The sequence below is a fragment of the Stappia sp. 28M-7 genome, from assembly GCF_014252955.1.
In the GTDB taxonomy this organism is placed as follows: Bacteria; Pseudomonadota; Alphaproteobacteria; order Rhizobiales; family Stappiaceae; genus Stappia.
Map to the genome: position 1 here is coordinate 795269 of NZ_JACMIA010000001.1, position 21280 is coordinate 816548.

At 67.6% G+C, this 21280-nt stretch carries 17 protein-coding genes and 1 tRNA gene; 14 read left to right on the plus strand and 4 right to left on the minus strand.

Annotated features, from left to right (window positions below; translation table 11 throughout):
- Positions 1-97 precede the first annotated feature (97 nt).
- The 7 genes from H7H34_RS03620 (at position 98) to H7H34_RS03650 (ending at position 5313) form a co-directional block, all read left to right on the plus strand.
- Complete coding sequence (locus H7H34_RS03620; RefSeq protein WP_120268574.1) at positions 98-613, plus strand: phasin; 516 nt, start codon at positions 98-100, stop codon at positions 611-613.
- Positions 614-794: 181 nt separating this feature from the next.
- Positions 795-871, plus strand: a tRNA-His gene (locus H7H34_RS03625).
- A gap of 176 nt (positions 872-1047) precedes the next feature.
- A complete protein-coding gene (locus tag H7H34_RS03630) occupies positions 1048-1455 on the plus strand; it encodes a hypothetical protein (protein ID WP_120268579.1) in 408 nt (135 codons plus the stop codon).
- A 172-nt stretch (positions 1456-1627) separates the two neighbouring features.
- On the plus strand, positions 1628-2050 hold the full coding sequence (locus H7H34_RS03635) for a helix-turn-helix domain-containing protein (RefSeq protein ID WP_185924286.1): 423 nt from the start codon (positions 1628-1630) through the stop codon (positions 2048-2050).
- 252 nt (positions 2051-2302) lie between these two features.
- On the plus strand, positions 2303-2833 hold the full coding sequence (locus tag H7H34_RS03640) for a GcrA family cell cycle regulator (protein WP_120269225.1): 531 nt from the start codon (positions 2303-2305) through the stop codon (positions 2831-2833).
- Between the two features lie 301 nt (positions 2834-3134).
- On the plus strand, positions 3135-3515 hold the full coding sequence (locus H7H34_RS03645; protein ID WP_120269226.1) for a hypothetical protein: 381 nt from the start codon (positions 3135-3137) through the stop codon (positions 3513-3515).
- 124 nt (positions 3516-3639) lie between these two features.
- Positions 3640-5313, plus strand: a complete 1674-nt coding sequence (locus H7H34_RS03650; protein ID WP_185924287.1) for a thiamine pyrophosphate-binding protein — start codon at positions 3640-3642, stop codon at positions 5311-5313.
- Between the two features lie 18 nt (positions 5314-5331).
- Here H7H34_RS03650 and H7H34_RS03655 read toward each other — a convergent pair whose 3' ends face one another.
- Positions 5332-8058 (minus strand): bifunctional acetate--CoA ligase family protein/GNAT family N-acetyltransferase, encoded by a 2727-nt coding sequence (locus H7H34_RS03655; protein WP_185924288.1) that lies wholly within the window; start codon positions 8056-8058, stop codon positions 5332-5334.
- Positions 8059-8280: 222 nt separating this feature from the next.
- Complete coding sequence (locus H7H34_RS03660) at positions 8281-9111, minus strand: universal stress protein (protein WP_120268583.1); 831 nt, start codon at positions 9109-9111, stop codon at positions 8281-8283.
- 318 nt (positions 9112-9429) lie between these two features.
- On the opposite strand from H7H34_RS03660, the gene H7H34_RS03665 reads away from it, so the two are divergent.
- Positions 9430-9918, plus strand: coding sequence for a fasciclin domain-containing protein (locus tag H7H34_RS03665; RefSeq protein ID WP_120268584.1), 489 nt, complete (start codon positions 9430-9432; stop codon positions 9916-9918).
- 82 nt (positions 9919-10000) lie between these two features.
- Here the strand turns inward: H7H34_RS03665 and H7H34_RS03670 are convergent, their stop codons facing one another.
- The gene (locus H7H34_RS03670; RefSeq protein ID WP_185924289.1) at positions 10001-11155 is read right to left on the minus strand and encodes an acyl-CoA dehydrogenase family protein; all 1155 of its coding nucleotides are present in this window, start codon (positions 11153-11155) and stop codon (positions 10001-10003) included.
- Between the two features lie 62 nt (positions 11156-11217).
- Between H7H34_RS03670 and H7H34_RS03675 the strand changes: the two genes are divergently transcribed.
- The 5 genes from H7H34_RS03675 (at position 11218) to H7H34_RS03695 (ending at position 18067) form a co-directional block, all read left to right on the plus strand.
- Positions 11218-13167 (plus strand): ATP-binding protein, encoded by a 1950-nt coding sequence (locus H7H34_RS03675; RefSeq protein ID WP_185924290.1) that lies wholly within the window; start codon positions 11218-11220, stop codon positions 13165-13167.
- Between the two features lie 34 nt (positions 13168-13201).
- The gene (locus H7H34_RS03680) at positions 13202-14611 is read left to right on the plus strand and encodes a sigma-54-dependent transcriptional regulator (protein ID WP_185924291.1); all 1410 of its coding nucleotides are present in this window, start codon (positions 13202-13204) and stop codon (positions 14609-14611) included.
- Positions 14612-14872: 261 nt separating this feature from the next.
- Positions 14873-15883, plus strand: a complete 1011-nt coding sequence (dctP, locus tag H7H34_RS03685; RefSeq protein ID WP_120268588.1) for a TRAP transporter substrate-binding protein DctP — start codon at positions 14873-14875, stop codon at positions 15881-15883.
- 175 nt (positions 15884-16058) lie between these two features.
- The gene (locus H7H34_RS03690) at positions 16059-16703 is read left to right on the plus strand and encodes a TRAP transporter small permease subunit (protein WP_120269227.1); all 645 of its coding nucleotides are present in this window, start codon (positions 16059-16061) and stop codon (positions 16701-16703) included.
- A complete protein-coding gene (locus tag H7H34_RS03695) occupies positions 16700-18067 on the plus strand; it encodes a TRAP transporter large permease (RefSeq protein WP_185924292.1) in 1368 nt (455 codons plus the stop codon). Before H7H34_RS03690 ends, H7H34_RS03695 begins: the two co-directional genes overlap by 4 nt.
- A gap of 834 nt (positions 18068-18901) precedes the next feature.
- Here the strand turns inward: H7H34_RS03695 and xseA are convergent.
- Positions 18902-20380 carry an exodeoxyribonuclease VII large subunit gene (gene xseA / locus H7H34_RS03700; protein ID WP_185924293.1) on the minus strand — a complete coding sequence of 493 codons (1479 nt, stop codon included), beginning with the start codon at positions 20378-20380 and terminating at the stop codon, positions 18902-18904.
- Between the two features lie 118 nt (positions 20381-20498).
- Between xseA and H7H34_RS03705 the strand changes: the two genes are divergently transcribed.
- Entirely contained in the window at positions 20499-21251 is a 753-nt protein-coding gene (locus tag H7H34_RS03705) for a 16S rRNA (uracil(1498)-N(3))-methyltransferase (protein WP_185924294.1), read from the plus strand.
- Positions 21252-21280: the final 29 nt, after the last annotated feature.

Here is a 21280-nt window from a genome sequence, read left to right on the forward strand (position 1 = left end):
TCTGTAGATGGCGACCAGCGCATCTGGCGTTCCGGTCGCAGGCTTTCCCCGTAAGGCAGCCCGCCCAAGGGCCAGGGATCTGCCAAAGGAGCATACCATGACCGAGACCAAGACCGCTTCCGCTGCGCCGAAGGCGCCGCGTGCCAAGACCGCCAAGGCCGCTGACGCGACCGTTTCCGCTTTCCCGAACTTCGAGGCTTTCACCATGCCGAAGATGGAAATTCCCGCCGTGACCCGCGAGATGGCCGAGAAGAGCATCGAGCAGGCCCGTGAGGCCTATGCCAAGCTCAAGACCGCTGCCGAGGACGCGACCGACCTCATCGAGGACGGTTTCGAGACCACCCGCCGCAGCGTGCTCGACTTCAACCACAAGGCTGTCGACGCGGCCCGCGCCAACACCGACGCCACGTTCCAGTTCGTCAAGGACCTGTTCGAGGTCAAGACCCTGGCCGAGGTGATCGAGCTGCAGACCTCCTTCGCCCGCGCCCAGTTCGATGCGTTCGGCGCCCAGGCCAAGGACATGCAGGAGCTGTCCACCAAGCTGGCCGGCGAGATGAACGACACGTTCAAGGGGGCCGTCGAGAAGGCGTCCAAGGACTTCAAGGCGGCCTGATCCGCCTCCGGTCGATGACCGGAACAGACATCGAGCCCGGGCCGCAAGGCCCGGGCTCTTTGCGTCGCGACAGGGCGTTTGCCCGGTGCGATGCCAGCTTGTGGACGAGCAGTCGGAAAGGCGGTTTGCACCTCTTGCAATCACCGTCGTTTCAAACTAGGTTCCGCCACCGAATTGACGTGCAGACGTAGCTCAGTTGGTTAGAGCGTCGGATTGTGGCTCCGAAGGTCGTTGGTTCAACTCCAACCGTCTGTACCATTCGCCTCCCTCCCCACATTGCTCATTCTCCTTATGCGTGACAGGCCGGCTTGTTGCCGCCTTTCGTGACGTTGCGCACGGCCGCGCCCGACTTTCCTTGCCTCCATCCTGCATCTTGAGGCACCCTGCCATAGGGGGCCGCCGGAACAATTGGACACGCAGGCGGGTTGGGGGAGATGGCAGAGGACACCGGACGGACCGGTCATGCCGGCGATTCAACCGCCTATCGGATGCGTCGGCTGCTCGAGACCTATTACGACTTGACGCTGCAGATCAGCGAGCGTCTCCACGTGCACGACATGTCCGATGTCCTGATGCTGGTGCTGGTTGCGATCGCCGATCTGCGCGGCGCGCCGATGGATGCCGAACTCCTCGCCGAAAAACTCGACTCCTCGCGCTCCACCATCGAGCGCCGCCTCAAGCCCTATCTGGATGACGGCCGGATCGCCAAGGAACGGCGGGGCAAGTCAGTGGTTTACCTATGGTCGGCCGAGGCCGGACAGCGCGAGGAAGCGCCGCCGGACATGAGCGTCGAGATGGTCCGGGCTGTCATGGCGATGGTTTTTGACATTGCCAACGATTGAGCTGACGCAAGGTACAGGCGGGTTAAAATTGTGGATAATCTGCATGACTGCGAAAATTACCCAGTGGATTGCCTGCCGCGCCCGCGACTTGGCGCTTGAGCTGCCGGGAATCGCCCCCGGAAACAGGCCTATTTCGTCAAAATGACGAATGACGACCCTCGGGAGGACCTTCATGGCACATTCAGATGATGAACTCCCGACTCAGGCGCACCGGATTCTGCGCCTCTATGAGATGTTTTTCAGCCTCATGTTCCGCTTCATGGAAGAGTATGAAGTAAACGACCTTGGAAATCTGATGATTATTACGACGATTTCCATCGCTAATGCGAACAGGATCGAGGCGGATATTGAAACTATCTCTGAGGAAACGGACATTCCGTACTCAACAGTACGTAGAAAAATCGAAAAAATGTGTGCTGATGGCATCCTTGAGATGCGAAAAGAAAATCAGAAGCTTGTTTTTTCTATCTCAGACCAGATGAACTTTGCTCACCCGGGTCAGAATAAAGAAGAAATAAGAAGAAAATTCCAGAAAGATGTAATTGATATTGTTGTTAAGTCTATAAACGCAATAATACTTGAGAATAAGAAGTAAAATTCAGAATGAAAAATTCATTTAATTGACCTGTTAAGGTATCGTTAACTATACAATACACATACTCGATGACAGGTTCATCGAGTGACAGAGCCGGGGGGCGGGAACGCTCGGAACGCTCGCCACGGCGATGTGAGTCGCTACCGGAAAAACAGGATGTCGACAGCTGCCGGCGCTCGAAAGGGGCATCGGCGGAACAGGGAACCTGCGTGTGCGCACCAGGTGACCGAAGAGAAGAAAGCGGGGCTGAACATGGCTTGGACTCAGGAACGCGAAGATCTGCTCAGGAAGCTGTGGCTGCAGGGGCTCAGCGCCAGCCAGATCGCCTATGTGATGGCGGGCATCACTCGCAATGCAGTGATCGGCAAGGCCCATCGCATGGGGCTTCCCAAGCGTTCGCCGGCTACCAGCCATCGTCCGAAGCCCCGGGTCCAGCGCGGCAAGCCCTCGCTCGCCCTGGTCGGCGCCAAGCCGGCTCCGCGTGAAAGCATCATCGAGAAGCAGTTCCAGCGCAGCCTCGGCCTCAGCTTCGAAAGCGGATTCCAGGCGGAGCAGGGCGATCGCGTCACGCTGATGACGCTGACCAGCCGCACCTGCAAGTGGCCGATCGGCGATCCGGCGGATGCCGACTTCCACTTCTGCAGCCATGAGGCGGAGAACGGCCGCTCCTATTGCGAGTTCCACCACGGTCTTGCCTATCAGGGTGTCCGTCGCCGTCGTCAGGCGTCCGAGCGCACCGTAGCTGCCGTCCAGGCGATGCCGCTTCGAGCGATCGCGGTCTGACTGCTACGGGTCAGGGTTCGACGCGGGGGCCTTCCCCCTCCCAGGCCACTCGCGTTTGACCCCGGGGCGAGGCCGGTAACGGCCTCGCCCCCTTTTGTTTGAAGGCGCTGCGAGGCCGGCAACGGCCTCGCTCTTTTTGTTTTATGGGGCTGCGAGGCTGAAACTCGTGGTTCGCCGCTCTTGCCGCATTTGCCAGCCGGCTTGATCCTGCTCATTGTCGCTGGGGCGCATTCGCGCAAACTGGCAGCGAAAACGACAGGACCCGCCGGCATCGATGGCCGGCACGACGGGAGCACGCCGCATGACCCTCCATCCCGGTTTGAAGAAGATTCGCCTCAACCTCGCTCGCACCCACGACTTTCCCAGCGGGTCGGCGCGCCACGGCTACGAGTTCGTCGCCCCGCTGGGGGAGGACGGGCATATCGATGCGGCGCAGTGGAAGGCGCATCGCGAGGCCTGCCGCGTGCGCCGGTTCTGGGCGGACGAGGAGGAGGACATCGGTCACCTCCTGCACCGGCCGGGCGGCTCCTGGGCCTTCCGCTACGATATCGGCGGCGACGAGGACGACGAGGCCGGTTATCGCTTCGCCGCCCATGCCTTCGTGCCGGGCGAATATGTTTCCATCCGCGACGAGGACGGCGACCTTCACACGTTTCAGGTGGTGACCGTCCAGGACGTGTGAGCCTTCCCTTCGGCGGAAGACTCATTCCGTTTCGGAATAGGGTGCCGACACTCGTGCCTTTGCGCGCGGGACTGCCGGCGGGTATACCGTGAGGTATACAACACTTGGATCGGGATGGAGTCACATGCACGGGAACGAGGCGCGCCGGGTCGCTGGTACGGGCGGATTTTTGCTGGTCAAGGCGCTGGAGCAGTTGGGCGCCGGCCGCGTCTTCTGCGTGCCGGGCGAGAGCTATCTGCCGGTGCTGGATGCGCTGCATGATGCGGCTATCCCCGTGACGGTCTGCCGCCAGGAAGGCGGCGCGGCGATGATGGCCGAGGCCTGGGGCAAGCTGACCGGCCGGCCCGGCATCTGCATGGTCACCCGCGGCCCCGGTGCCACCAACGCCGCCGCCGGCCTGCATGTCGCCCAGCAGGATTCCACGCCGATGATCCTCTTCGTCGGCCAGATCGAGACCGGCATGCGCGGCCGCGACGCCTTCCAGGAGGTCGACTACCGCCAGATGTTCGGCGGCATCGCCAAGTGGGTCGCCGAGATCGAGGACCCTGCCCGCATCCCGGAGATGCTCTCGCGCGCCTATCACGTTGCGACCTCCGGCCGCCCCGGCCCGGTGGTTCTCGCCCTGCCGGAGGACACGCTGGCGCGCACCGCCGAGGTGATGGAGCTGCCGCCCTTCCGCCCGGTCGAGACCCATCCCTCGCTGGCCCAGATGGCCGAGCTGCAAAAGCGCCTGTGGGCGGCCCGCCGGCCGCTCGCCATTCTCGGCGGCAGCCGTTGGAACGACGCCGCACGCGCGGCCTTCGCCCGTTTTGCCGAGCGCTTCCGCCTGCCGGTCGCCTGCTCCTTCCGCCGGCAGATGTTGTTCGACAACCTGCATCCCAACTATGCCGGCGATGTCGGCATCGGCATCAACCCGGCGCTGGCTGAGCGGGTGAAGGAGGCGGACCTGCTGCTTCTCGTCGGCGGCCGCATGTCGGAGATGCCGAGCCAGTCCTACGAGTTGCTCGACATTCCCTCGCCGCGCCAGGCGCTGGTGCATGTGCATGCCGGCGCCGAGGAGCTCGGCCGCGTCTATCTTCCCGATCTGGCGATCCATGCGACCCCGATCGGCTTCTGCGCCGCGCTGGAGGGCTTGCAGCCGCCGAACGAGATCTCCTGGTCGGGCAGCGCCGACGAGGCGCACAAGTCCTATCTTGCCTGGTCGGGTGCCCGCCCGCAGGTGCCGGGCGCCCTGCAGATGGCACAGGTGATGGACTGGCTGGAGGAAAACCTGCCGGAAGACGCGGTGCTGACCAACGGCGCCGGCAACTACGCCACCTGGGTGCACCGCTTCCACCGCTTCCGCCGCAACAATACGCAGCTCGCCCCGACCAGCGGCTCGATGGGCTACGGCCTTCCCGCCGCCGTTGCCGCGGGGCTGCATTCGCCCGGTCGCCGCGTCGTCTGCTTTGCCGGCGACGGCTGCCTGCAGATGACCATGCAGGAGTTCGGCACAGCGGTGCAGGACGGGTCGGCGATCATCGTCGTCGTCGTCGATAACGGCATGTACGGCACCATCCGCATGCATCAGGAGCGGGAGTTCCCGGGCCGCGTCTCGGCGACCACCCTGGTCAATCCCGACTTCGCGGCGCTGGCCCGCGCCTATGGCGCCCATGCGGAGACCGTGCTGACGGCGGACGAGTTCGGCCCGGCCTTCGAGCGTGCGGCCGCTTCCGGCGGGCCGGCGCTGCTGCATCTCAAGCTCGATCCGGAGGCGATCACCCCGGTGCGCACGCTGAGCCAGATCCGCGCCGGCTGAGCAAGTGCGGAGCCCGTCTCAGGCGGGCTCCACGCTTGTGCCTTCGGCGGGGGCGATCGGCAGCGTCACCTTGGCGATGGCGTCGTCGTCGACCGATGACTTCACGGTGAAGCCGAGCGCGGTGCACATCGCCAGCATGGTGGTGTTTTCCTTCAGGACCTCGCCGGTGATCGTCTCGATGCCGTCCGAGCGCGCATAGTCGATGATCAGCTGCATCAGGGCCCAGCCGAGGCCGCGCCCCTTCAGGTCCGACTGGACGATGATCGCGTATTCGCCCGTGCGGTGGTCCGGGTCGGCATGCAGGCGCACCACGCCGAGGATCTCGTCCGTGCCCGGCGTCAGCGCGGCAAAAGCCATGGCGCGCGAATAGTCCAGCTGCACCAGCCGCTGCATGAAGGCGTGGTTGAACTCCTTGACCGGCGCGAAGAAGCGCAGCCGCAGGTCGTGCGGCGACACTTTCTCGAAGAAGCGGCGATAGCGCTCCTCGTCCTCCGGCCGCACCGGGCGGATGTCGACGGTGCTGCCGTCCTTGAGCTGCAGCTGCTTTTCCCATTCCTTCGGATAGGGCGCGATGGCGAGCCGCGAGGTCGGGTGGCGCCCGCGATGCACTTCCGGCTCGCACAGGGCGATGCGCGCGTCCAGCGCGGTGACGCCGCCGGCATCGGCGACCAGCGGGTTGAGGTCGAGTTCGCGGACCTCCGGCAGGTCGACGGCGATCTGCGCGACCTTGACGAGGGTCAGCGCGATGGCGTCGAGATCGGCGGCCGGGCGGTTGCGGAAGCCGGCGAGCAGCCGGCTGACCCGCGTCTGGCGGATCAGCGCCTGTGCCAGGTTGAGATCGAGCGGGGGCAGGGCGAATGCGACGTCGCCCATCACCTCGACGCCGGTGCCGCCATGGCCGAACAGCAGGACCGGCCCGAAGCCCGGATCGTCGGCAAGGCCGATGAAGATCTCCGTTCCGCTCGCCGAGCGCACCATCGGCTGCAGCAGGATGCCGGTGATCTCGGCCGCCGGATGCGCCGCGCCGATCCGCTCCAGCAGGGTGGCGGCGGCGATCCGCACCGCCTCGGGCGAGGCAAGGTCGAGCACCACGCCGCCCACATCCGACTTGAAGGGGAGCTGCGGCGAGACGAGTTTCAGCGCCAGCCGTTCGGCCTGCATCAGCATGCCGCGTGCCAGTACCTCGGCCTCGTCCGGCGTTGCCGCCAGCTGCCACGGTGCCTGCTTGATGCCGTAGCACGCGAGCAGCGAGGCAATCTCGTCCGGGCGCAGCCAGGTTCGCCCGCTGTCGAGCACCTGTCGCACCAGCCGCTGCGCCGTCTTGCTGTCGGTGGTGAAGCCGGCCGGCAGGCTGGGCGGCGCCGCCATCAGCATCTCGCGGGCATCGGCGTAGCGCACCAGGTGCATGAACGAGCGCACCGCTTCCGAGGCGCTGGCGTGGCAGGGAATGCGCGCGGCATCCAGCGGCTGGCGCGGCAGCGGCGCCCCGGCGGCCAGCGCCACCAGCAGCGGCTTGCGCCGGCCGTAGCCCGATTGCGTCTCGCCATGCGCCTTCGCCAGCTCGCCGGCGATCTCCTCCAGGTCCACGAAGGCGGACGGCGCGGCAACCGCCAGCACCGCATCGACGTTGCGGTCGCCGAGCAGCGTCTTCGCGGCCTCGCCATAGCGGGCAGGCGGCGAGGTCTCGTGCAGGATCAGCGGGTTGGCCCGCGTCTGTCCTTCCCGGCGCAGCGGTTCCAGCTGCGTTGCGGTGGCCGCCTCCAGTTCGGCGAGCTGCCCGCCCTGGCGCTCCAGCTGGTCGGCGGCAAGCGTCGCCAGGCTGCCGCCGGTCGCCAGGATGGCAAGGCGGCGCCCGGCCACCGGCTTCACCCGGCTCACCGTTTCCACCGCCTCGAACATCTCGTCGATATCGCCGACGCGCAGCACGCCGGCGCGCGCCAGCGCCGCATCGTAGACCGCGTCCTGCACGGCGATCCGTCCGGCATGGGTGACGCGCTCGCCGATCCGCTCGCGGCTGGCACCCGAGCGCAGCACCACGACCGGCTTGGAGCGGGCGGCGACGCGGGCCGCCGACAGGAACTTGCGCGGATTGGCGATGGTTTCCAGATGCACCAGGATCGCCCGGGTGCGGTAGTCGAGAGCGAACCAGTCGAGCAGGTCCGACACGTCGACATCCGTGCGCTGGCCGAGCGAGGCAATGGCGGAAAACCCGATGCCGTTGGCCTTTGCCCAGGACAGTGTCGCATTCACCACCGTGCCCGAGCGGGCGATGAAGGCAAGGTCGCCCTTGTCGGCCCCGCACACGCCCATATGGGCGGCCAGCCCCGACGCCGGCGCGGCGATGCCCAGGCTTCCGGGGCCGAGCAGGCGCAGGGTGTGGGGGCGGGCGGCCTGCAGCGTCGCTGTGACGGTGGCCTCGTCCCATCGGTCGTAGCCGGGCGACAGGGCGGCGACGGCGCGGGTGCCGGCGGCCCCCAGCGCCGCGACCACGGCCGGCGCGTCCTCGGGACTGCCGAGATAGAGTGCAAGGTCGGGGGCGGAGGTCAGCTCGGCGATGGCGCGGGCGGCGGACAGTCCGCCGCGGGCGCCGTCCGCCGGACAGGCGATGGTCGTCACATCGCCGGCGAAGCTGCCGCCCGCAAGGCGCGACAGCAGAAGTTCGAGCACCTGCCCGCCGAAACGGTTTGGCCCGACCACGGCCAGCGAGGCCGGGCGGAAGAGCGCTTCGAGATTGCGGATCGTCATCGGCAATCACCCCGGGTTCGTGGGCGGCGCATGCGGCCGCAACAAGCCGCGGCGCGGCGGTTCCTGCCGGAGAGTGTGGTGCGTGAGGGCGGATGTCAAAGGCGGGGATGTCGAAGGCGCCGCCACTTCCCCCGATGTGGCGGCGCCTCGCTCCCGGGCATCAGGGCCGAAGGCCGCGCCCGAAAGCACCTCGTTGCGGGCAGAAACGCTCTGCCCGGCGGATCAATGCGCCATCAGCACCGGCACGGTCATCGAGGCGAGGATCTCGCGCGTTGCGCCGCCGAACAGGAACTCGCGCATGCGCGAATGGCCGTAGCCGCCCATCGCGATCATGTCGACGCCGTGGTCGGAGACGTAGTTGAGGATCGCATCGGCGACGCCCGAGCCGGGCCGCGGCACCACGTCGACGGTGACCGACAGGCCGTGCCGGGCGAGATAGGTGGCGATGTCGGAGCCGGGCTCGCCCTCGGTGATCCGGCGGCCGGTCTCCACGATCATGACGGTGACCTTCTTGGCCATCTGCAGCATCGGCATCGCCGCATGCACGGCGCGGCTTGCCGTCGGGCTGCCGTCCCACGCGACCATGACATTCTTCATCTGCAGGCCGCCGCCGATATAGGGCACGACCAGCACCGGCACGCCGGCCTCGAACAGCACAGTCTCGATCAGCAGCTCGCGCATCGGCTCCGGCGCATCCGGATTGTCCTGGCCGATGACCACCAGGTCGGTCAGCCGGCAATGGCTAAGCACCGCCTCGGCGGAACCGCCGGTGATGACCTCGGCGGTGCGGATCTCGGCGCCGACGCCTGCCTTGCGGGCCATTTCGGCGAAGGTCTCGCCGGCGCTCTTGGCCGCCTTCAGCGCCTGGCCGCGGGCGATCTCGATATAATCCGCCGGCATCGGGCCGGCGATGAAACCGGGCACGACGGGCTCGAAGGCGACCGTCAGGCCGGTCGCATGTGCGCCGGTGCGGGTTGCCAGGTCGAGCGCCATCTGCGCCGCATGCTGTTTGCCGGCCAGGTCGACCAGCGTGAGAATGTCCTTGATAGCCATGGATCGCGTCCCTCCATCTCACACCGTGCCGTTGCAGCCGGAAAGGCTGCCGCGGGGGTTGTGCCGAAATTAGGACGTCCGCTCCCCCCGATCCTTGACCGGGATCAATCTTCGGGTGTGGAACGGACATGCGCGCGTGTCCCGGGATGGGCGCGCGGTTACGCATCGTTGCACAGGATGGATCAGATTTAAATCGGGACTGATTTTAGCCCGTCAGTATTTCATCCGATGTTTTTTGCCTGCGTAAGAACAATCGGAACCCGCGGCATGAGATGTGCGGCGGTATCCCGAAAAATGACAAGCGATACGGAGGCAATTATGCGCAAATACTTCATGGGTGCAGCCCTCGCGACGGCCCTGGCCACTGCCGGCACCGCGAATGCGGCAAATATCGTAGAGACGGCCCAGGAAGCCGGAACCTTCAACACGCTGATCGCGGCCGCTCAGGCTGCCGGTCTGGTCGAGGCCCTGTCGGCCCCCGGCCCGATCACCGTCTTCGCGCCGACCGACGAGGCCTTCGCCGCGCTTCCCGCGGGCACGGTCGAGAATCTCCTGAAGCCGGAGAACAAGGGCCAGCTGGCCGCGCTCCTGAGCTACCACGTGGTCGGCCAGGAGATCACCTCGGATCAGATCCCGGCCGCCACGACCGAGGTCGAGACGCTCAAGGGCGAGGGCGACCGCACGATCACCGTGGTGAAGAGCGACAGCGGCGTGACCGTCGACGGGGCCAATGTGGTCACCGCCGACATCAAGGCCGACAACGGCGTCATCCATGTCATCGACAAGGTGATCATGCCGTCCGAGTGACCTTGCCGAAAGCACTGCATGGAAAGGCCGGCGTTCGCGCCGGCCTTTTCGTTCGGTGGCCCGTGGCGGGCACCGCGTTCGCCTACTGGTCGCGCAGTGCCTCGCGGGCGATGATCAGCCGCTGGATCTCCGAGGTGCCCTCGTAGATCGTGGTGATGCGGGCATCGCGCGCCAGCCGCTCCAGCGGATATTCGCGGATATAGCCGGCCCCGCCATGCAGCTGCAGCGCCGCATAGGTGGCGCGCTGGGCGGCTTCCGAGGCGAAGAGCTTGGCCATCGAGGCCTCGCGGGCGAAGGGCTTGCCCTCGTCCTTCAGCGCCGCGGCCTGCAGGATCAGCAGCCGTGCCGCCTCCAGCTCGGTCTCCCGGTCGGCGATCATCCATTGCACGCCCTGCATGTCGGAGATCGCCTTGCCGAACTGCCGGCGCTCCTTCACATAGGCCTTGGCCCGCTCCATCGCCGCACGGGCGATGCCCAGCGACAGGGCGGCGATGCCGATGCGCCCGCCGGCCAGTTCGCCGACGGCGATGCGGAACCCGTCGTTCTCGCGGCCGAGCAGCGCGCTTGCCGGCACGCGGCAATTCTCGAAATGCACCTCGTTGGTCGCCGAGCCGGTCTGGCCCATCTTCTTCTCGGCCTTGCCGATGACGAGGCCCGGCGTGCCCGCTTCCACCAGGAAGCAGCTGATGCCCTTGCCCTTCGGGGCTTCCTTGTCGGTGACGGCCCACACCACGAAGACGCCGGCATATTCGGCCGAGGTGATGTAGAGCTTGGAGCCGTTCAGAATATAGTCGTCGCCCTCACGTTCGGCGCGTGTGCGCATCGAGGCCGGGTCGGAGCCCGCGCCCGTTTCCGTCAGGCAGAAGGCGCCGGCGGCATAGGTGCCGTCGGTCAGCAGCGGCAGGTAGCGCGCGCGCTGCTCGTCATTGCCCACCGCCTGGATGACCTCGGCCACCATGTTGGAGACCGAGACGGTGACGCCGGTGGAGGCGCAGGCCCTGCCGATCTCCTCCACCGCGATGGCGAAGGCGACGCTGCCCGCGCCCGTGCCGCCATGGTCGGGCGAGATGTTGAGGCCCATGAAGCCGTTTTCGGCAAGCAGCTTCAGATTGGCGAGAAAGGCCTCCCGGCCGCCGCCCTGGTCCAGTTCCTCGGCCAGCGGGGCGATCCTGTCTTCGGCGAGCTTTCGCGCCGTGTCCTGGATGAGATACTCTTCCTCGCTCAACGAAAACTGCATCGGCGTTCCTCCCAGAACAATGATGTCGCCAAAGGGTTGGATCAGGACCGCAAGAACCGGCCATGACAGGTGCAAAGACATACGGCCCGGCGGCCCCGCTGTCCACGGTCGAGGAAGCGCCGGCGCGCGCGCAAGGGTTGCAGGCCCGCTCCCGCTACATGCCGGCATGGGTGTTCCGCCGGCCTCCGCCGCAGGTGCGGCGCGCCCTGTTGTTCCTGCCGCCGCTCCTGGTGCTGCTGCTGGCCGTCTTCGCCGCCGACTGGGCCGAGGTGCAATCGGGCCTGCGCAGCGATGCGGCGGCGCGCGAGCGGCTGACCCTTTACCGCGAGACCATCCTGCGCGAGCTCGAGAAGCATCGCTACCTTCCCTACATCGTCGCGCGCGATCCCCGCGCCGTCGGCGTGCTGGCGGACCCGGATCAGGTGGCCTCCGCCAACCGATTCCTCAAGGATCTGGCGGCGACGACCGGGGCGGATGCGCTCTACGTAATGAATGCGGACGGGCTGACCGTCGCGGCCAGCAATTTCGATACGGCCGGTTCCTTCGTCGGCCGCAACTACTCCTTCCGCCCCTATTTCCACGAGGCGAAGGACGGCGGAGAAGGGCGCTTCTTCGCGGTCGGCGCCACCACCGGCGAGCCCGGTTTCTTCTTCGCCCGCTCCACGCCGGCCGGTGCGCCGGTGCAGGGCGTCGTGGTGGTCAAGGTCGACATGGAGCGGCTGGAGAACAACTGGCGCGAGGCCGGCGAGACCGTGATGGTCACCGACGTGCACGGTGTCGTCTTTCTCGGCACCCGCGACGACTGGCGCTATTCCTCCATCGCCCCGCTCGACGACATGGTCGTCGCCGCCATCCGCTCCGATAGGCAATACGGCAATGCCCGCCTCGCCAGCCTGCAGCAGGGACCGCTGGCCCAGACCCGCCTCGTCCTCGGCGGCACCGCCTGGCGTCAGGCCCGGCTCAAGGTCGGCATGCTCGACTGGACCATCCACTACCTCACGCCGATGAGCGAGGTGCGCGCGCCGCGCGGCATCGTGTGGGCCGGCGCCTTCGCGCTCATCCTGCTTTATGCCATCTGGCTGCTGGTGCTGCGCAGCCGCCGGCTCGGGCGCGTCACCGCCGGCCTGCGCCAGGACGCGGCGACCTTGCGCGATCTCAACCGCCGCCTCGTCGACGAGATCGAGGAGCGCCGCCGGGTCGAGCGGGAGCTGCGCGACACCCAGGCCGATCTTGCCCGCGCCGGGCGCCTTGCCGCCGTCGGCGAAATGTCGGCGGCCGTCGCCCATGAGCTCAACCAGCCGCTCGCCGCGCTGGGCATGTTCGTCTCCGGTGCCCGGCTCTACCAACAGCGCGGCGAGACCGCCGCGGTGACCGAGAACCTCGACGAGATAGATGCGCTGCGCCACCGCATGGCAACGCTCACCCAGGAGCTGAAGCGCTTCGCCCGGCCCGGCGAATCCCGCATCGAGACGGTGGACCTGCGCGACTGCCTGAAGACCAGCGCCAAGCTGGTGCGCCCGCGCATCGAGGAAAGCGGTGTCGCCCTGCAGCTGCATCTCCCCTCGCAGCCGATGACCGCAAACACCGCGCCGCTGCGTGTCGAGCAGGTACTGGTCAATCTGCTGCGCAACGCCATCGACGCCTGCCAGGGCGTGGAGGCGCCCGTCGTCGAGGCCCGCGCGCGGATCGAGGAGGGGCGTGCCGTGATCGAGATCCTCGACAATGGCGAGGGTATCCCCGAGCCGCTGCGCGAGCGCATCTTCCAGCCCTTCTTCACCACCAAGCCGGCGGCGACCGGCCTCGGCCTCGGGCTTGCGATCTCGGCGCGGATCGTGGAAGACCTCGGCGGCGCCCTGAAGACGCGGCCGCGCCGCACGTCCGACGGCGCCTGCTTCATCCTGTCCCTGCCGCTGGCTGAGGACAGGGACGGGGCAGGCACGGTTGCGGCGGACAGGAGCGGGGAGGAGGCGCGGACGCCCTCGCACCAGCTTGACGAGGCCGGTGCGCAGTGAGTTCCGGGTGAGCGCGAGGCGGGAGCAGGACAGCATGACCATCGACAGCGATCGGCAAGCCGCAGCGGGCAGGCGCACGCCGGTGCTCGTCGTCGACGACGATCCGTCGATGCGCGCAGGGCTGCGCCAGTGGATGCGGCTGGCAGACTTCGATCCGGTCGAGGCGGTGGATGCGGAAACCGCGCTCTCGCGCCTTGCCGCCGACTTTCCCGGCTGCGTCATCTCCGACGTGCTGCTGCCCGGCGCCAGCGGCCTGGAGCTGCTGCGGCGGGTCAAGCAGATCGACCCGGACCTGCCGGTGATCCTGATGACCGGCCATGGCGACGTGCCGATGGCGGTGGAGGCGATGCGCCAGGGCGCCGCCGACTTCATCGAAAAGCCTTTCGATCCGGACATGCTGGCGGCGATGGTCCGCCGCGCCACCGGCCATCGCCGGCTGGTGCTGGAAAACCGCGCGCTCAGCCGACGGCTCAGCGACATGAGCGGCTTGTCGGCCCGCCTCATCGGCGAATCCGCCGCCATGGTTCGCCTGCGCGAGCAGATCGGCCATTTCGCCCGCACCGATGCCTCGGTGATGATCATCGGCGAGACCGGCACCGGCAAGGAGGTGGTGGCGCGCGCCCTGCACGACCTGTCGCCGCGCGCCGACGCGCCTTTCGTCGCGCTCAACTGCGCCGCGCTCCCCGAGACCATGGTCGAGGCGGAGCTCTTCGGCCATGAGGCCGGCGCCTTCACTGGCGCCGACCGCAGCCGCATCGGCCGGATCGAGCAGGCCGACCGCGGCGTGCTGTTCCTCGACGAGGTGCCCTCCATGCCGCTCGCCCTGCAGCCGAAGCTCCTGCGCGTGCTGCAGGAGCGCGAGGTCGACCGCATCGGCGGCCGCTCGGCTGTGCCCGTCGACATCCGCATCATCAGTGCGGCCAATGTCGACCCGCGCCAGGCGGTGGCGGAGAACCTGATGCGCCAGGACCTCGTCTACCGGCTCAACGCGGTGGAGATCCGCATTCCTCCGCTGCGCGAGCGCGGCGGCGACATCCGCCTGCTCTTCGACAGTTTCGTCAACCGCTTCATGGCCGAATACGGCATCGACGGCGTTGCCCTGTCGCCCGACGATGCCGGCTTCCTGTCGGCGCACGAGTGGCCGGGCAATGTCCGCGAGCTGCGCAACGCCGCCGAGCGTTTCGTGCTCAACGCGCCGATGGGCGCGCCCTCGCTGCGCGATCTCGTCACCGGCGCAGCCCCCGGCGCGGAAGGGGCGCCGCGCGGGCGCCTGCGCGACCTGATGGAGGAGTACGAGCGGCGCGTCATCGTCGATGCGCTGCGCCGGCATGGCGGGCGGATCGCGCCGGTTCTGGACGAGCTCGACCTGCCCCGCCGCACCCTCAACGAGAAAATGGCGCGCCTCGGCCTCAGCCGCACCGGCGAGGGAGCCGGCGACGCCTGAGTGCAGCAATCGGCAAGATCTTGCCGATTGCTGGTAACCTTTCGGCAAGGTTTTGCCGGTCGATGCCGTCCCTGTTGCACTGCGCAATCGTGCAACCCGCCTTTTCCTCTCCCGGTTCCGGCCCGGTATCGCCGCTTGCGGCCGATCTGGCACGCGGCTTGCCAAGCTTTTCCCAATCGCCTGTCAGGGAGGACGGGCGAGGATAGTGAGATGGCCGTGGCGGCAAGGTCAGCGCCCGGCCGAAATCTTGGGAGGACTGACATGACCCTTTCCCGCAAGCTCGCCGTGCTCGGCACGACGACGATCCTCGGTCTCGGCTTCGCGACCGAGACGATGGCGCTCGAGTGGAACGTCTCCGTCTGGGGCAAGCGCCGCGCCTTCACCGAGCATATCGAGAAGCTCGCCGAGCTGGTCAGCGAGAAGACCAACGGCGAATTCAAGCTGAACATCGCCTATGGCGAGGCCCTGTCGAAGTCGCGCGAGAACCTCGACGGCATCTCCATCGGCGCCTTCGAGATGGCCCAGATCTGCGCCGGCTATCACGAGGACAAGAACCCGACCCTGACGGTCATCGAGCTGCCGTTCCTCGGCGTGCCGGACCTGCCGACCCAGATCGAGCTGGAAAACACGATCTACCAGCACCCTGCGGTCGCCAAGGACCTGATGCGCTGGGATGCCAAGCTGCTGATGTCCTCGCCGATGCCGCAGTACAACTTCGTCGGCAAGGGCGAGGCGCCGACCAAGGTGTCGGACTTCGAGGGCATGCGCGTGCGTGCGCTGGGCGGCATTGGACAGGCCATGACCACCATCGGCGCCGTGCCGACCACCGTGACCGCCTCGGAGACCTTCCAGGCCATCGATTCCGGCACGGTGCGTGCCGCGTCCTTCGCCCCGCACGCCCACCTGTCGTTCCGCACCATCGACGCCGGCAACTGGTGGACCAACAACCTGAACCCGGGCACCGTCAGCTGCCCGGTGGTCGTCAGCAACGCCGCCTATGACGCCCTGCCGGACAATTTCCGCGAGGCGCTGGACAGTTCGGTCCAGGGGGCGATGGAGCATTATCTCGCCGAGTACGACAAGGTGTACCAGAAGTGGTACCCGACCCTGGAGCAGATGAAGATCGAGCAGGTCGAGTTCTCCAAGGAAGAGCTGCAGGCGTTCAAGGAGAAGGCCGGCAAGCCGATCTGGGATGCCTGGGTGCAGAAGATGAACGCGCAGGGGCTCCCGGGCCAGGAACTGCTGGACCTCGCCCTGTCGAAGCTCGACTGACGCGGACATTGCGGACGGGCGCCGGCTTTCTCGCTTGAGAGAACGGCCGGCGCCTTTCCTTCGGGCCCCGTCCGGGGCCCGTTGCCCCATCGCCCCATGGACCCGATGAGCTGGCCCGTGCCTGCGGCCGAAGGCGGATGCCTTGCGGCTGCGGACCGGCCGGCGGGAGCTTGTCATGACATCGCCAACCGCCCAGAGCGGCCCGCCCGGCACCTATATCCGCTTCGACGGATGGCTGCGCGTGGTCGAGAACGCCTTCAACATGATCGCCGCCGTCAGCATCCTTGCCCTGATGCTTCTCGCGGTGGTGCAGATCGTCGGCCGCAATGCCTTCAACTGGCCGGTGCCCGGCTTCATCGACATCACCGAACAGGCGATGGCGGTCTTCGCCTTCATGGGCATCGCCTATTGCCAGCGCGTCGGCGGCCATATCCGCATGGAGCTGTTCCTCGGCAAGCTGAGCGGCCGGGCCATGTGGATCGCCGAGGTCATCGGCATCCTCGGCATCTGGATCGTCGTCGCGGCGCTGATCTACGGCTCCTGGTTCCATTTCGAGCGCTCCTGGACCATCGGCGACAGCTCCATCGATATCGGCTTGCCCACCTGGCCGTCCAAGCTCGTCATCCCCGTTGCCCTGTCCCTGTTGCTGCTGCGCCTGACGCTGCAGCTCTACGGCTATTGTCGCCTGGTGCGCGATCCCTCCGCCGAGCCGGTCGCCGTGCCGGTGCTGGCCGACGTCGAATCCGTCGCCCGTCATGAAATCGAGGAAGCGCTCGGCGACGACGACGCCTCCGGCAAGGGGCAGGAGACGCCGCGATGACCCCGTTCGAAATCGGACTGATCATGACCGGCCTGCTGCTGGTCCTCGTGGTGCTGGGCATGCGCGTTGCCTTCGCCGCCGCCCTTGTCGGCACGCTCGGTCTCATCGCCATTTTCAGCATGCGCATGGGCTTCGAGCGCGGTGTCGTCACCGCTCTCAAGATGGCCGGCACCATCCCGCATTCCAAGTCGGTGACCTATTCGCTCTCGGTGCTGCCGACCTTCATCCTGATCGGCTTTCTCGCCTTCTATGCCGGCTTCACCCGGCAGCTGTTCGAGGCGGCCAAACGCTGGCTGGGCTGGCTGCCCGGCGGCATGGCCGTCGGCACGGTCTTCGCCACGGCGGGCTTTGCGGCCGTCTCCGGCGCCTCGGTCGCAACGGCCGCGGTCTTCGCCCGTGTCGCCATCCCCGAGATGCTGCAGGTCGGCTATTCCAAGCGCCTGTCGGCGGCGGTCGTTGCGGCCGGCGGCACGCTCGCCTCGCTGATCCCGCCCTCCGCAATCCTGGTGATCTACGCCATCCTGGTGGAACAGTCGGTCGCCAAGCTGCTGCTCGCCGGCTTCCTGCCGGGCATCTTCTCGGCAGCCGTCTACGTCGCCATCATCATCGGCATGGCCATTTGGAAGGGCGACGCCCCACCCGTGCGCGGCTTCACCTGGGGCCAGCGCCTCGCCTCCGTGCCGGGCACGCTCCCGATCATCGCCGTCGTCGCGATCATCTTCGGCTCGCTCTACTACGGCTATGCCACGCCGACGGAAGCCGGCGCGCTCGGCGCCTTCGTCGTGCTGGTCTCGGCCTTCGTCAACGGCATGCGCGGCAAGCAGCTGTGGCAGGCCCTGCACGAGACGGCGAAGCTGACGGTGATGATCTTCACGCTCATCTGGGGCGTGCTGGTCTATGTCCGCTTCCTCGGCTTTGCCGGCCTGCCGGAAGCCTTCGAGCAGTTCATCGTCTCGCTGCACATGTCGCCCTGGCTGATCCTCATCCTCATCCTGTGCGTCTATGCGGTGCTCGGCATGTTCATGGATGCGATCGGCATGCTGATCCTCACCCTGCCGGTGGTCTATCCGGCGGTGATGGCGCTGAATGGCGGCGAAACGGTCTCCGCCGCCGACAGCGCCTTCGGGCTGTCGGGAGAAATGTGCGCGATCTGGTTCGGCATCCTGGTGGTGAAGATGGCGGAGCTCTGCCTGATCACCCCGCCCATCGGGCTGAACTGCTTCGTGGTGGCGGGCGTGCGCGACGACATCCCGGTGCAGGAAGTCTTCCGCGGTTGTGTGCCGTTCTTCGTTGCCGACATCCTGACCATCGGCGGCCTGGTGGCGTTCCCCGCCATCATCACCTTCCTGCCCTCGATCATGTGAGGGCGGGCATCGGCCCGAAGACAAAAAGAAAGGGGCGCCCGCCGGGCGCCCCTTTTTCTTGCAACGCTTCGGCCTCCGAGGGAGGGGCCGCATCCTCTCTTCGTCACCCCGTGTTCCACGCCGCCGTCGTTTCACCCTGCGAGGTCACCCCGCCCTCTGACGTCACCCCGGACGAGCATCGCGAGATCCGGGGCCCATTCGTTTCCAGAGCGGTTACGGGAGACACGCCGACGCGCGCTCCCACTCACTGCGTGTCGTCCCGGTTTCGGCGCAGCCGAAGGCCGGGACCCAGTAACCCCCGATCGCACGGCCGAAGTCGCGACGTTGTCGTGAGCAACCCTCGCCGAGGCTGGGGTTGCCGCTTTCGCAAACCTGACGGCTCAGGCGGATACTGGATACCTGCCTTCGCAGGTATGACAGCCGAGAGCGTGGTGAGCGTCTTCCGCCTCACACCTGCCGAGGGTGCCAATGGATCCCGGTTCTGCGCTGCGCTGGTCCGGGATGACCTCCGAGGAGGAGGCACGGCCTCGCATCCCCTCTGCCGTCCGGGATGGCATCCTGAGAATGTGGAGCGCCCCTGCATCCTCTCTGCCGTCACCCCGGACGAGCATCGCGAGATCCGGGGCCTATTCGTTCCCAGAGCGGTTGCGGGAACCCGTTGACCTCTCCTTTCGTCACCCCGGACGGCGCGCGAGCGCCGAGCCGGGGCCGGAGAGCCGAGGGCCTGTCGGAAGCACTCCCTAAAGACACCACAACCGCCGTGCCTCCCCGGTCCCGGGTCGCGACTGCGCCTCGTCCGGGACGACGCAAGGAACGCGGAAGCCTCGCAGCCCCCTAGAACAGCGAGCCCTGTCCGCTTTCGCGCGGCTTGGCGACCGGGCGCGCCTTCGCACGTGGAGCGGCACGCGGCGCCGGCCGTGCCGGTTCGCTTCCCCCGCGGCCCACTCCACTGCCGGCAGGTTCGCCGTCGCCGGCTGCGGTCGCGGCAAGCCGGCTCTCGTCGCCGAATTCGATGGTGAGCGCATCGCCCGGCCGGACGCCATGGGCCGAGCGCAGCGGCTGGCCGTCCGCATCGCGCACCAGCGCATAGCCGCGCGACAGCACGTTCTTGTAGGAGAGGCTTTCCAAAAGCTTGGAGACGCCGTCGAGCCGCGCCCGGTCGCGGGCAAGCTGCTGGCGATGTGCCCTGAGCGCCCGCGCCTCCAGCCCGCCGAGCCGCTCGCGCGCGATCAGCACCGTGCGCGCCAGCGTGTGCGGCGACAGCCGGCCGGCGGCCATCATCTGCCGGCCGCGCTTGTCGCGAAGGCTAGCGCGCAGCGCCGGGGCCAGCCGTTCCGCATAGGTGTCGAGCCGTTGCCGCGGCAGCGCCAGTAGGTCGCGCGGCGAGGGCAGGGCGGCGGAGGCCGCCCGCAATTCGGTCCGCCGGCTGGAGATCAGTCGCAGCAGGCCGGAGATCTGCCGCCGCGCCAGGCCGTCGACGGTGGCCATCAGCTCGCCGCGCACCGGCACGGCGATCTCGGCCGCGCCCGTCGGGGTCGGGGCGCGCAGGTCAGCGGCATGGTCGATCAGGGTCCAGTCGGTCTCGTGGCCGACGGCGGAGATCAGCGGGATTTCCGACGCCGCCGCCGCGCGCACCACGATCTCCTCGTTGAAGCCCCACAGATCCTCGATGGAGCCGCCGCCGCGCGCCACGATGATGACGTCCGGGCGCGGGATCGCGCCGCCCGGCAGCATGCGGTTGAAGCCCTCGATGCCGTTCGCCACCTCGCGCGCGGAGGTTTCGCCCTGCACCCGCACCGGCCAGACCAGCACATGCAGCGGAAACCGGTCGGAGATGCGGTGGAGAATGTCGCGGATCACCGCGCCGGTCGGCGAGGTGACGACGCCGATCACCTTGGGCAGGAAGGGCAGGCGCCGCTTGCGCTCCTCGGCGAACAGGCCCTCGGCGAGAAGCTTGCGCCGCCGCTCCTCGAGCAGCGCCATCAGCGCGCCGACGCCCGCCGGCTCGATCGAATCGATCACCATCTGGTATTTCGACTGGCCGGGGAACGTGGTGATCTTGCCGGTGGCGATCACCTCCAGCCCCTGTTCGGGCTGGATCTTCAGCCGGCTCGCCTGTCCGCGCCAGATGACGCCGGACAACACCGACTGCGCGTCCTTGAGGTCCAGATAGATATGCCCCGAACCGGGCCGCGAGATACGCCCGAGCTCGCCGCGCACGCGCACATAGCCGAAGGCGTCTTCCATCGTGCGCTTGATCGCGCCGGAAATCTCTGACACCGAGTATTCGGAAAGGTTGTCGCTGTCTGCCAAGGCGGGATCCGGTTGGTGCTGTGTGTTCCGCGAGGGGACCGCACCTTGGTCCCCCCGTCAAGACCGCCCGCCCGCCGGTCCACGGCTCTCCTGTTCACGCGTCCCGGAAAACCCCGTCATGCCCCGTTACGAATTCCGCATGCAGCGCCTCCATGTCGAAGACGGCCTTTCCGCCGGCGCGGAGATCGCGCTTGATCGGGCCCAGTCCAACTATCTGCTCAACGTCCTGCGGATGAAGGACGGCGACGAGGTGCTGCTGTTCAACGGCCGCGACGGCGAATGGCGCGCAGCGCTGCGCCAGGAGGGGCGCAAGCAGGCCTCGCTGGTGGCGAGCGAAATGACCCGCCCGCAAGCCCCGCTCCCGGACCTTCACTATCTCTTCGCCCCGCTCAAGCATGCCCGCCTCGACTACATGGTGCAGAAGGCGGTGGAGATGGGCGCCGGCGCCCTGCGCCCCGTCGTCACCCGCTACACGCAGTCGGGCCGCGTCAACCTGGAGCGCATGCGTTCCAACGCCGTCGAGGCTTGCGAACAGTGCGGCGTCCTTGCCGTTCCGGCCATTGAAGAGCCGGTGGCGCTGGAGGCGCTCCTTGCCGGCTGGCAGGCGAGCGAGGGCGCGCGCATCCTTGTCTTCTGCGACGAGGGCGAGGCGAGCCAGAACCCGCTTGCCGCCTTGGATGACCTGTCGCCGGGCGTGCCGCTCGCCGTGCTCGTCGGGCCGGAAGGGGGCTTTTCGGAAGAGGAGCGCGCCCTGCTGCGGGCGCAGCCTTTCGTGGTGCCGATGCCGCTCGGTCCCCGGGTGCTGCGCGCCGACACGGCGGCCGTCGCCGCTCTCGCGGTGGTTCAGGCGCGGCTCGGCGACTGGCACTGAGCCTGTCCTTGCCGCCGGCAGCGGCGCTG